Origin of the sequence: Alkalibacterium iburiense (genome assembly GCF_039521845.1) — a bacterium.
GTDB lineage: Bacteria > Bacillota > Bacilli > Lactobacillales > Carnobacteriaceae_A > Alkalibacterium > Alkalibacterium iburiense.
On sequence record NZ_BAAACW010000164.1, the window covers coordinates 54,554 to 65,971 of the forward strand.

Here is an 11,418-nt window from a genome sequence, read left to right on the forward strand (position 1 = left end):
ATGTAGCAAAAGTGGATGGAATGAGCTGTGACGGATGTGCCAATGCAGTTAAATCAGCATTTTCTGACTTAGATGGAGTGACGAACGTTACCGTTAATTTAAGCAAGAAAGAGGTCTTAATCCAATCGGACACCGAAGTCACTAAAGAACAGTTAGATGAAAGTCTAGAAGGAACCAGTTATACTGTGCAATCTCTTTTAGTTTAATCCGTTAACACGAAAAGCACGACTTGCGATCATCGATTGAAAGTCTCTGAGAGACTGGCAATGATTGTGGGTCGTGTTTTTTCTTAGTTATTATAAACAAAAAGGCTTACAGGAATAAGAAAATAGTGTATCATGAAAAAAAGAAGCTAAAAAGATAGCGCAATCTAAAAAAAAGAAGGTGTAAAATGATGAAAAAAAATAAAGCATTTGTTCCGTTTCGTTTCCGATTAGCTCCGATTAAAAAGATGGCTATGTTCCATTTTCATAAAAGTCCCGACACAGAATACGAAGCATTTGAATTACACTACATCAATGGAGAGCCTTATGGAGAAGGGTACCGCGTACTCGCATGGAGAACAGACGGATATAGAGATTCCTATGTACAAGACACATTAAGTATTCCTGAAAACGAAGAAATATTAGCGACCGGTGGAAAAGGATTAAAAGAAAGACACCCTATCTCTTTTGAGACCGTTTATTTTGAGCGAGATGAAGGTAAGTTAAAAGCAGGCTTTGATTTTGTTGATAAGTTAAATCGTCGCATCACATTGGATGTAGAAGAGAGCTTGGACAAAGACACCAAACCCCTCTTCTGGTTGCCATCCGTAGGGAAGAATACAGAAGATCCGCAATCCCTTCCTCTCTTTTTCTTATACGATTTTGATTTTGCCAGAAAACGAGACACGTCTTTAACTTTTTTAATTGATGGGAAAGAAAAAGAAGTCGATCCTTTTGCTTATCCTAAAGATTTCCAGTCCCGGCATTATGTGGAATTCTCCACGAATACGGTAGTGTGTAACTTCAATGAACAAGGAAGGTATACATTGAATGAAGTGGAACTAGATGAGCAAGGCAGAGCAGAAAATAACAATCAAACCTATTATTATGAAAATATAGAAAGTCTGCCTAAGTTAAAGAAAATGATATTGGAACATGAGACGCATCCAGTAGAAGTAACATTCTCTCCTGCTTTTCCAAATCACGAAGAGGTAAAGGACGGAAAACCTCATTATGGAGAATTAGTCATCAATCCCGAAGGCGAATCGGGTTCATTAAAAGGGAGATATAACGTGGTGTATAATCAGGGGAAAGCCGTTATTCACTTAACATTTGCAGAGCCATGGAATTCACCAAATGGGATGAGTTCTGAAAAAATCATTCATAGCATCACACCTAATGAAAAAAAATGGTACCAATCGTATTCGTGTACTCAAATTGTTAATTTAGAAGATATGGATACCACAATCAAGTGGGAAAGAGTCAATCCAGAAAGACGAAAAGGAAATTAAATTAAAAAAATCTGTAAGAGAAAGTTCTTTCTCTTACAGATTTTTTCGTTCTTATTAAGTGAAAACAGAACTAATTAAACGCTAATAAAAGAAAATGTGCATCATTTGACCTGAAAAAGTCATTTTTGATAGGCTTGAATTGAAGCTCGTGCTCAAAAGTGCGCATGTGATAAATACTTGTTTTATAGAGAAATAGGGATACTTAAATAGAGTAACGAGCAAGGGAAAAAAACGGGAGGAGAAAGTGTCAATGAATAAACGAACGAAAAGAGGCGTTGTCTCCTTATTTATGTTAACGTTTCTTATATTTTTAAGCGGCTGTCAGGTGTTTGGATCAGAAGACCGAACAACAGTGGAACGTATCCAAGAAGAAGGAGTAGTAGTTGTTGGTTTTGCCAATGAGCAGCCTTACGCTTATCAAACGGTAGAAGGAGAATTAACCGGTTCGGCAGTAGAAGTTGCTCGTCGGATTATGGAGAATCTAGGGGTATATGAAATGGAAGGTGTTCTGACTGATTTCTCTACCCTTATACCGGGACTTCAAGCTGAACGATTTGACATGGTGACAGCAGGGATGTTTATTACACCAGGTCGAGCAGCAGCTGATCATGTTCAATTTGCCAATCCGGAATATACCATAGGACAAGCTATTGCCGTTGAAGCAGGGAATCCCATGGATCTTCACTCCTATGAAGATATTGCTGCACATGATGAAGCCATAGTTGCCGTTCCATCCGGGACAGTAGAATATGACTTTTTAAGGGACGTAGGTGTACCGGACGATCGCATTATTACTGTACCGGATATGCCGTCAGCTCTCTCAGCTCTTCAAGCCGGACGTGCCGATGTCATCACCGCAACCGGACCGTCGCTTCAATCCATTTTAGATACAGCCCAAGATGAGTCTATCGAACGGGTTGAAGACTTTTCTCAACCTATTATTGACGGAGAAGAAGTCATCAATTATGGTGCCACGGTGTTTAGAGAAGAAGATGAAGACTTTATTGAAGCGTTCAATGAAGAACTGGCTAAACTACAGGAGTCTGGTGAGTTACTCGAGATCATCTCAGAATTCGGGTTTACAGAAGAGGATTTACCTGGAGATGCGACAGTGGAAGATGCACTGTAAAAGAAGAGAAATGTAGAAAGGAAGAGAAAAGACCATGGGCTTTCTGGAACTGTTAGGCTCTATGCTGAGTGAAGGCTTGATGATTACTGTTGTTACGACTGTTTTGTCAGCATTGCTAGCCTTAATATTAGGGTTTATTGTAGGATTATTGCGATTATCTAAGAATAAATTGATACGATTTATTGTAGGCATCTATGTAGAAGTATTTAGGGGCACCTCTTTATTAGTCCAGTTATTTTGGATTTATTTTGTTTTACCGATGTTTGGGATTACGATGTCAGCCTTGACAGCAGCGGTATTGACTATCGGGCTTAATTATGGTGCTTATGCCTCAGAGGTTGTTAGAAGTGGAATTGAGTCAGTTGATCAAGGACAGTATGAAGCGGGTATTGCTTTAAACTTCACCCGCTGGCAACGCATGCGCAGAATTATTCTGCCACAAGCCATTGTAATCATGATACCTAACTTAGGGAATCAGTTGATTGAATTATTTAAAAGTACGTCTTTAGTATCATTAATTACTTTGACGGATTTAACCTATCAAGCGGATGTCCTGAACGCAACGACGTTACAAACAACAGAGATCTATACCGCTTTACTCATTATCTATTTCTTATTGGCTTGGCCACTCACTAAAGGAATGGCCATTTTAGAGCGCAAACTGACAGAAGGGAGGATGTAATAGATTATGTGGGATTGGAATTATGCTTTAGATATTCTTCCAGACATTGCTTCGGCTCTTTGGATTACTATCGGAGCTACGCTAGCCGGCTTTGTTCTAGCCTTGGTTCTTGGATTAATATGGACGCTGTTGCTGCAAAGCGACAATAAAATACTTCATGCGATAACAAACGGAATAGTGTCCTTTATTCGAAATACCCCCTTACTCGTCCAACTCTACTTTATCTTTTATGTTTTTCCTCAATTCGGATTAACTTTAGATCCCTTTACAGCAGGTGTCATTGGTTTAGGCATGCATTACAGCACCTACTTATCAGAAGTATACCGGAGTGGGATTGATTCAGTTGGACAGGATCAATGGGAAGTCGCGACGGCTTTAAACTTTACACGAAGAAAAACATGGACACGGATTATTTTACCTCAGGCTATTCCGCCTGTCATACCGGTTATTGGAAATTACTTTATCACGATGTTCAAAGAAACCCCCTTACTGTCAGCTATCACATTAGTTGAAATCCTGCAGACAGCTCAAGATATTGGAGCGGGCACATTCCGTTATACAGAACCGCTTACTATAGTAGGAATCTTATTCTTAGCGTTAAGTTACCCTGCGTCTATAGCGATTCGTCGACTGGAAAATAAAATTGCCGCCCGATACTAAAGAAAGGAGATTATCAATGAGTGAACCCATTGTACGTTATAATAAAGTAACGAAATATTTTGATGATTTACAAGTGTTAGATGAGATTGATTTTGAAATCAAACAAGGAGAAAAAGTGGCTTTGATCGGTCCAAGTGGTTCAGGAAAGACGACATTTGCCAGATTACTGATGACTTTAGAAGAAATTACGGATGGAACAATTGAAGTCGAAGGAGACTACTTGTGGCACGAAGAAGACGAGAATGGAGAGTTGAAACCGGCTAGTACGGAGCACCAAAGAAAAGTCCGATCTAATATTGGTATGGTTTTTCAACACTTCCATTTATTTCCACATATGACCGTTTTAGAGAATGTTATTGAAGCACCAGTTACTGTGCAAGGAAGAGATAAAGACGAAGCCACAAAAGCCGGGAAAGAAATGTTAGATAAAGTTGGCCTCTTGGACAAAGCGGACACGTATCCAGCACAGTTGTCTGGAGGTCAAAAACAACGTGTGGCTATCGCGCGTGCTCTAGTTATGAAACCGAAAGTTCTCATATTCGATGAGCCCACCTCTGCCTTAGACCCAGAATTAGTGGGAGAAGTCTTAGATGTAATTAAATCAATCGCAGATGAAGGCGAAACATCTATGCTGTTAATTTCACACGAAATGGACTTCGCCAGAGAAGTGGCTGACCGAATTTGCTTCTTTGCCGATGGTAAAATAGTAGAAGATGGTCCACCAGAAGAGATTTTGTTTAATCCTAAATCTGACCGATTGAAAGAGTTCTTAGAACGTTTCATGAATACGCAATCGGCTCCAGAATAAAAAAACTGCTTTCTCATAAATGAGAAAGCAGTTTTTTGTTACGTTATTTTATTCAGTTAATCCAGCTGTCCATTCAGAAACAACATCTTCATTAGCATCCACCCAATTACGTGCGGCATCTTCTGGTTCAGCACCTTCTTGGATTTCTAACATAACTTCTTCCATGTCTTCTGTAGTCCAGAAGAAGTTTTCTAGTACCTGGTAAACTTCAGGCATATCTTCTGATAAACCTTCACGTGCGAAAGTATCGATTGTTTCAGCTTCTCCATAAACCCCTTGAGGATCCTCTAAATATTTCAAGTCATATGCAGAGAATTTCCAGTGTGGAGACCATCCAGTCACAACAATCTCTTCTTCATTTTGATAAGCTTGAGATAAAGCTGTAGCCATAGCACCAGAAGAGGACGTTTGAACGTTCCAATCACTCAAGTTATCATACGTTTCAACAGCTTCTTCAGAGGCAGCTACAACACCTGCACCTGCTTCAATGCCTGTCACTGTTTGATCAGCTTCATCAGATAGATCTTCAATTGAATCGACGTCCATATAGGCAGGAACAACCATACCGATAGCCGCACCTTCTAAGTTAGTCCCTACATGATCCATGCTGTCTGCATACTGGTTATATTGTTCTTCGTGTGTCCCAGGTAACCAAGCAGAAACCATAGCGTCTGTTTCACCATTGGCAACAGATTCCCACATAATGGCATTGTCTAGCGCTGTTAATGATACTTCATAACCTAAGTCTTCAAAAACTTCTCCTAAAACGTGCGTAGAAGCAATTTCTGAGTCCCAAAGGACATAAGCTAAATTAACTTCTTGTCCTTCACCCACATTAGCCGTTGTTTCCTCTGTTTCTGTGCTTTCAGTGTCTTCTGTTGTGTCAGCATCGTCTGCACAAGCTGCTAATAAAAGTGCTGAAGCTGTTGTTGCTGCAAATCCTAATTTTTTCCAATTCTTAATCAATGAAATTCTCCTTTAAAATAGTTATTTATATGAATAGTATTCTTTTAATCCTTATTAAAACCTTGCATAATACGGTCTAGAATAATAGCTAAGACAACGAGGGCTAATCCTGAAACGAAACCAGGTCCTACTTGTGCCCGTTGTAAAGCATTAATCACGCGTTCTCCCAGTCCTGGTGCACCGATCATTGAGGCAATAACCACCATAGAGAGAGCAAGCAGTACAGTCTGGTTGATACCAGCCATGATTGTTGCTTTTGCTAAAGGCATTTCAACTTTAAATAATTTCTGCGAACCGGTACTACCGAAAGATTCCGCGGCTTCTACCATTTCCTCAGAAACTTGTCGAATACCTAGGTTAGTAAAGCGAACAGTTGGAGGTAAAGCGAATATGACCGCTGATAAAACACCTGGTACCATACCTATCCCAAAGAAGGCAACGGCTGGTATTAAATAAACAAAAGCAGGCATCGTCTGCATAAAGTCTAAAACAGGTGACATGATAATGTTTACGACTCTGTTTTTAGCCATCCAAATCCCTAGTGGAACACCGATAACAATAGACAACAAACTAGCAACAATGACTAAGCTAAGTGTATACATGAGTGGTTCCCAAAGGTTTTGGTTGTAGATATAAAAGAGACCGACCAGTGTAAATATCGGCAGCCCAAATTTTCTACCTGAAGCAAAGTAAGCCAGTGCGGCCAGCAATACAATAAACAGTAAGGGTGGGATAACGAGGAGTAATTCCGTTAAACCATCCATTGTCCAGTTCCCTGCATCGCGGATAGCTCCAAACAACCAAGACAGGTTCTGAGTAAGCCAGGTGATAAATTGTGTCACCATTTCAGAGACAGGAATGCGTGGAACTTGATCTAAAATACTAGCGTACATCGATAGGTTCATCCTCTCTGTCATTTGCCAATGCTCCAATAATCAGACTGCGGATAATGATACCTTCTAAGGTGTCATCCTTATCTACAACAGCGACAGGCGTTTGCGTATCATGAATGACATCATATAAATCATTAATCAGAGTACCTTTTGAAACTTTCGGAATATTTGTGTGGATGATAGAGTCTAAATCAGTTACTCCGTCACGCACAGCTTCTAATACATCTTCATCCGTTACGTAACCTTTTAAAATACGCTGATCATCAATGACAAGCATGCTGGAGAGGCCTTCTGTCTTCATGCGCTGTAAAGCGACTCTCGGACCACTCTGACCATATTTAAGGAACTGAGGTTTCATCATGATGTTTTCAGCAGTCAAGACTTTCGAACGGTCAACATCTTCCACAAAGCGTTCAACGTATTCATTAGCTGGATTAGTTAAAATTTCTTCTCCTGTGCCAATCTGTACCACTTCTCCGTCTTTCATGATGGCGATTCTATCACCAATACGCAGTGATTCGTTTAAATCGTGCGTGATAAAGATAATCGTTTTATTCATTGTTTTCTGCATTTGAATCAACTCGTCTTGCATATCTCTACGAATGAGCGGGTCTAATGCTGAAAAAGCTTCGTCCATCAGTAGTACTTCCGGATCATTGGCTAATGCACGGGCCAAACCGACACGCTGCTGCATCCCGCCAGAGAGTTGATTAGGAAACTGATCTTTATAGGGAAGCAAGCCAGCATTTTCTAACGCTTTTTCTGCTTTAGCCTGTCTTTCTTTCTTGTCCACACCTTGGACTTCAAGTCCGTACTCCGTATTTTCTAAAATGGTACGGTGAGGAAATAAGCCAAAGTTTTGGAAAACCATAGAGATTTTCTCACGGCGGACTTTACGTAACTCTTCTTTATTCATATCTGAAATATTCTCACCATCAATAAGGATATTTCCTTCAGTTGGTTCGATCAATCGATTCAACATTCTGACTAATGTTGACTTACCACTACCAGAAAGCCCCATGATAACGAACACTTCACCTTGTTTGACTTTGAAGTTAGCCTGGTTCACACCGACAGTTGCTCCTGTTTTTTCTAAAATTTCATTTTTAGAATGGCCTTTATGAACCATATCCAAAGCTTGGCGATCCTTACGTCCAAATATCTTTACTAAATTTTGTACTTCTACTTTAGTAGTCAAGAACTTTTTGTCCTCCTTCAATTTTTATATTTTTAAATGACAACTTGACATGAAAACGAATGAAAACTCGTGTTTCATGATTTTTTGCACAAGTATAAACATAACAGAGATAAAAATTATTGTAAAATAAGAAGACGGCTAAGAAATTCATTTAGTAAAATGTTAGCGATTGCGAATGCCATGATGCCGAAGCTATAAGAATTTGATTAGATTTCTTCTCATTAAATATTGGAAGGACAGATATTTATAACAGTCAGCTGATTAATGGCACAAAAAAACCTCAAAGTTGAAAGACGACAACTGTGAGGTGTTACTAGTCTTTTATTTGTAGGGCGAGTTTGTAGACATACTGATTGTAAGATCGGATTGCCAGTTCATCCAGTACCACATCTTCAAAGATATAATCACCGAATGTATAGCCCTGTTCCTTTGCATAACTAATTAATTGATGATGAGCTTCTTCGATTGCCTCATCATCTCCTTTAAAATAGCCTATTAAATAGTCGCCTTCAGTCAAAGTATGGTTGCTTATGGCGGGATTTTCTACGACTGTATAAAGGTATCCTCTATACCCTGTATGCATGGTGTAGGTTTCCGAAACAGGTACCATCAAACCTTCAAGCCAAGAGGACCGTTTTCCTTCTTTATATAAAATAGAATAGTGCTTCTGAAATGCCTCGTAGTATTGTTTGGAGTTTAAGACATCTTTGACCTCTGTTATCAGAAGCTTTTTCTTTCTTTGCCTTTCAATGGTAAATACAGACAAGTCTGCATCCATTGCTTTTTTTGTGACACTTTTTTTCTCTTCCATCATTTCTTTTAACCCTTTTAAATGATTGATTCGTTTGTCCAGTTTATGGGTCTCTTTGTCGAGTAATTGAACCAAGGCGTCCGGCGAACGAGAAGTCAAATAAGATTTAATGTCTTCTAAAGGCATACCTAAATCTTTTAAAGAGGATATAACTAGAAATGTTTCAATTTGTCTGATGGAATAGTAACGGTAGCCGTTGTCTTTACGTAAAAGGGGACTAAAAATATCTTTCTCATCGTAAAAAAATAGAGTGTGTTTAGAAACTCCGACGAGTTTGGCGAACTGACCTGTAGATAAAAGAGAAGGGTTTTTGGGCATTTGACATTTCCTCCTTGACTATAGAGTTACTCTATACCTTAGTATAAATAATGGCTTTGAAAAAGAAAAGGAGAAGGATTTTTATGTCAAGAGAAACGAAGAAAACACTGATGACGGGGGTAGCCCTCTTTCTTGCAGGTGTTGTTTCTCTCTTTACACGGATAAACGATGATGGCTTATTTGCTTATATATTATTAGCCTACGGTGCTTGGGAACTGGGAGAAGTGATATCAGAGTACTTTCTCAGCACGGATAAAGAAGAGGCTGAAGAGCTGAACAGGGAGGAACGAATAGAAGAATTTAAAAAGGATTCTATCAGCATCACAATCCCTATGCTTTTATGTATGGGAGTAGAAGTGGTCATGATCGGAACAGGTTTTAGGCTGTTTACTATAGTGGCCTATACACTCACTTTATTTATCTATATTTTATTTATTGGAATATTTACTTTATATGATTATAGTAAGCAGACAAGTAGCTATTCTCTTAAAAAAGAAAAATAAACAAGTACACCACCTCTTTCACAAAAGAATCAGGTGGTATTTTTTTTGAAAAAGATTAAACTAGACATAAAGGAGTTGAAACCTTGTGGTTAAACGATGTCAATGGGTGACAAATGAACCTTTATATATGGAATATCACGACAAAGAATGGGGAAGACCCTTATATGACGATCATGCCTTGTTTGAAATGCTCTGTTTAGAAGGAGCACAAGCAGGCTTAAGTTGGTGGACTATTTTACAGAGAAGAGACCATTATAGAGAAGCATTTGATGCTTTTGATCCTCAAAAAATTAGCACTTATAATGAAGAAAAAATGGAAGAACTCATGCAAAATGATCAATTGATTCGAAATAAACTCAAAATAAAAAGTGTGATAAGTAATGCAGAAGCTTACATGAAAATAGTGGAAAAGACCGGGAGTTTTTCTGATTATATCTGGCAGTTTGTAAACCACAAACCGATTATGAACGCACGAAAGAGTCAAGAGGATGTACCGGCCTCAACCGAATTAAGTCATAAGATGGCGAAGCAATTAAAAAAAGATGGCTTTAAATTTGTCGGACCGACCATTTGCTATGCCTTTATGCAGGCTGTTGGGATGGTCAATGACCATTTAGTGGATTGCCATTGTTATAATGAAATAAATAGAAACGACAAGAGAGCCAGTATCTAAGGCAATCGTGTCGTTTACTCTTGGAGATACGTCGAGGAGTTTGGTGATGACTCACCTTTCTTTTCTTAACGTGAAGCTAAACTGTATAAAAAAGAGAAAGGATTGGACTCATCTTGAGCTAATCCCTTCTCACTAGATTTTAGCTTCTTAAATCAATAACCATTCTTCCGCGTATTGTGCCTTCTTCCATTTCTTCAAAAATGTCATTAATGTCTTCCATCGGTCTCACTTCACACTGTGGAACAACTAATCCTTCAGCTCCTGCTTGGAAAGCTTCAGCTAAATCCTGTCTTGTCCCTACAAGAGAACCAACCACTATAATCCCATCTAAAACAAGTCTTGGAATGGATAAATCCATTGATTCTGTTGGTAAACCGACTGCTACGACACGTCCGCCTGCCCGAATCGCATCAACGGATTGATTAAAGGCTGATTTTGCGACAGCTGTTACAACAGCGGCATGAGCCCCACCTGTTTTTTCTTGAACAACTTTTGCTACGTCTTCATTTAACGGATTAATGAGTAAATCGGCTCCGTGTTTTTTCGCAAAGTCTAGTTGTCCATCATTAATATCCACTGCTATAACTTTAAGATTAAAAACATTTTTTGCATATTGTAGAGCCAGATTTCCTAAACCACCCAACCCAGAAATTAAAATCCATTCTCCAGGAAGTAATTTAGCTTCTTTAATTGCTTTGTATGTCGTTACTCCTGCACAAGTAATGGAGCTCGCTTCTGGAGACCCCAACTTTTCTGGAACTCTAACGGAATAATCTGCTGTAACGATGCAGTATTCAGACATACCTCCATCTACTGTGTACCCAGAGTTTTTCACTTCACGACATAGGGTTTCACGTCCTGTGGTACAATATTCACAATGTCCACACCCCTCAAAGAACCAGGCTACACTTGCCCGATCGCCCACTTTTAAACTTGTGACATCTTCTGCTATTTCTACTACTTCACCAATACCTTCATGACCCAAGACAATTCCTGAAACATCTCCAAAGTCCGCATTCTTAACGTGCAAATCTGTATGACAGACCCCACAGCAAATCATTTTAAGTAAGGCTTCTCCGGGTTTAAGAGGGCGTAATTCTTTCTCTTGAACTTCTGCTGTTCTGTCAGACGTAGCAACGATGGCTCTTGTTTTTTGCATATATAACTCTCCTATTCTTTATTAAATACCTTTGTATGTGAAGTATATCACATTTTGAATTTACCCTTTTTACGTAAATAAAATTTTGGAAGTGCCAAATATAGACAAACAAGCTCGTTTAAT

At 39.1% G+C, this 11,418-nt stretch carries 11 protein-coding genes and 1 pseudogene; 8 read left to right on the forward strand and 4 right to left on the reverse strand.

The genetic code is table 11. The features are described 5' to 3' along the window. The 6 genes from ABDZ53_RS12230 to ehuA form a co-directional block, all read left to right on the forward strand. A partial coding sequence (locus tag ABDZ53_RS12230) for a heavy-metal-associated domain-containing protein (protein ID WP_343756916.1) occupies window positions 1–206 on the forward strand: 206 nt, incomplete at its 5' end. Between the two features lie 185 nt (window positions 207–391). Continuing rightward, on the forward strand, window positions 392–1,495 hold the full coding sequence (locus ABDZ53_RS12235; protein ID WP_343756918.1) for a hypothetical protein: 1,104 nt from the start codon (window positions 392–394) through the stop codon (window positions 1,493–1,495). A 250-nt stretch (window positions 1,496–1,745) separates the two neighbouring features. Continuing rightward, on the forward strand, window positions 1,746–2,624 hold the full coding sequence (gene ehuB, locus ABDZ53_RS12240; protein ID WP_343756920.1) for an ectoine/hydroxyectoine ABC transporter substrate-binding protein EhuB: 879 nt from the start codon (window positions 1,746–1,748) through the stop codon (window positions 2,622–2,624). 34 nt (window positions 2,625–2,658) lie between these two features. Next, complete coding sequence (gene ehuC, locus ABDZ53_RS12245) at window positions 2,659–3,306, forward strand: ectoine/hydroxyectoine ABC transporter permease subunit EhuC (RefSeq protein WP_343756922.1); 648 nt, start codon at window positions 2,659–2,661, stop codon at window positions 3,304–3,306. Between the two features lie 6 nt (window positions 3,307–3,312). Next, window positions 3,313–3,966 (forward strand): ectoine/hydroxyectoine ABC transporter permease subunit EhuD, encoded by a 654-nt coding sequence (gene ehuD / locus ABDZ53_RS12250; protein WP_343756924.1) that lies wholly within the window; start codon window positions 3,313–3,315, stop codon window positions 3,964–3,966. A gap of 16 nt (window positions 3,967–3,982) precedes the next feature. Continuing rightward, on the forward strand, window positions 3,983–4,774 hold the full coding sequence (ehuA, locus tag ABDZ53_RS12255) for an ectoine/hydroxyectoine ABC transporter ATP-binding protein EhuA (protein WP_343756926.1): 792 nt from the start codon (window positions 3,983–3,985) through the stop codon (window positions 4,772–4,774). Between the two features lie 48 nt (window positions 4,775–4,822). Here ehuA and ABDZ53_RS12260 read toward each other — a convergent pair. The 3 genes and pseudogenes from ABDZ53_RS12260 to ABDZ53_RS12270 all read right to left on the reverse strand — a co-directional run bounded on the left by ABDZ53_RS12260 (window position 4,823) and on the right by ABDZ53_RS12270 (window position 8,960). Continuing rightward, window positions 4,823–6,633: pseudogene (locus tag ABDZ53_RS12260) on the reverse strand (ABC transporter permease/substrate binding protein). Next, window positions 6,623–7,831: a quaternary amine ABC transporter ATP-binding protein gene (locus ABDZ53_RS12265; RefSeq protein ID WP_343756928.1), complete on the reverse strand. Its 1,209-nt coding sequence runs from the start codon at window positions 7,829–7,831 to the stop codon at window positions 6,623–6,625. The pseudogene ABDZ53_RS12260 and the gene ABDZ53_RS12265 overlap by 11 nt, the downstream one beginning before the upstream one ends. Window positions 7,832–8,144: 313 nt before the next feature. Continuing rightward, on the reverse strand, window positions 8,145–8,960 hold the full coding sequence (locus ABDZ53_RS12270; protein WP_343756930.1) for a MerR family transcriptional regulator: 816 nt from the start codon (window positions 8,958–8,960) through the stop codon (window positions 8,145–8,147). Between the two features lie 83 nt (window positions 8,961–9,043). Here ABDZ53_RS12270 and ABDZ53_RS12275 point away from each other — a divergent pair, with 83 nt between their 5' ends. After that, on the forward strand, window positions 9,044–9,463 hold the full coding sequence (locus ABDZ53_RS12275) for a hypothetical protein (RefSeq protein WP_343756932.1): 420 nt from the start codon (window positions 9,044–9,046) through the stop codon (window positions 9,461–9,463). Window positions 9,464–9,548: 85 nt separating this feature from the next. Next, window positions 9,549–10,136 carry a DNA-3-methyladenine glycosylase I gene (locus tag ABDZ53_RS12280; RefSeq protein WP_343756934.1) on the forward strand — a complete coding sequence of 196 codons (588 nt, stop codon included), beginning with the start codon at window positions 9,549–9,551 and terminating at the stop codon, window positions 10,134–10,136. 139 nt (window positions 10,137–10,275) lie between these two features. Here the strand turns inward: ABDZ53_RS12280 and adhP are convergent, their stop codons facing one another. Next, entirely contained in the window at window positions 10,276–11,295 is a 1,020-nt protein-coding gene (gene adhP, locus ABDZ53_RS12285) for an alcohol dehydrogenase AdhP (protein WP_343756936.1), read from the reverse strand. Window positions 11,296–11,418: the final 123 nt, after the last annotated feature.

Bases quoted from the DNA above. Each gene is read 5' to 3' on its own strand.
- ehuB (WP_343756920.1), top strand. From the start codon at position 1,746: ATGAATAAACGAACGAAAAGAGGCGTTGTCTCCTTATTTATGTTAACG.
- ehuD (WP_343756924.1), top strand. From the start codon at position 3,313: ATGTGGGATTGGAATTATGCTTTAGATATTCTTCCAGACATTGCTTCG.
- ehuC (WP_343756922.1), top strand. From the start codon at position 2,659: ATGGGCTTTCTGGAACTGTTAGGCTCTATGCTGAGTGAAGGCTTGATG.
- adhP (WP_343756936.1), bottom strand. From the start codon at position 11,295: ATGCAAAAAACAAGAGCCATCGTTGCTACGTCTGACAGAACAGCAGAA.
- ABDZ53_RS12275 (WP_343756932.1), top strand. From the start codon at position 9,044: ATGTCAAGAGAAACGAAGAAAACACTGATGACGGGGGTAGCCCTCTTT.
- ehuA (WP_343756926.1), top strand. From the start codon at position 3,983: ATGAGTGAACCCATTGTACGTTATAATAAAGTAACGAAATATTTTGAT.
- ABDZ53_RS12270 (WP_343756930.1), bottom strand. From the start codon at position 8,960: ATGCCCAAAAACCCTTCTCTTTTATCTACAGGTCAGTTCGCCAAACTC.
- ABDZ53_RS12235 (WP_343756918.1), top strand. From the start codon at position 392: ATGATGAAAAAAAATAAAGCATTTGTTCCGTTTCGTTTCCGATTAGCT.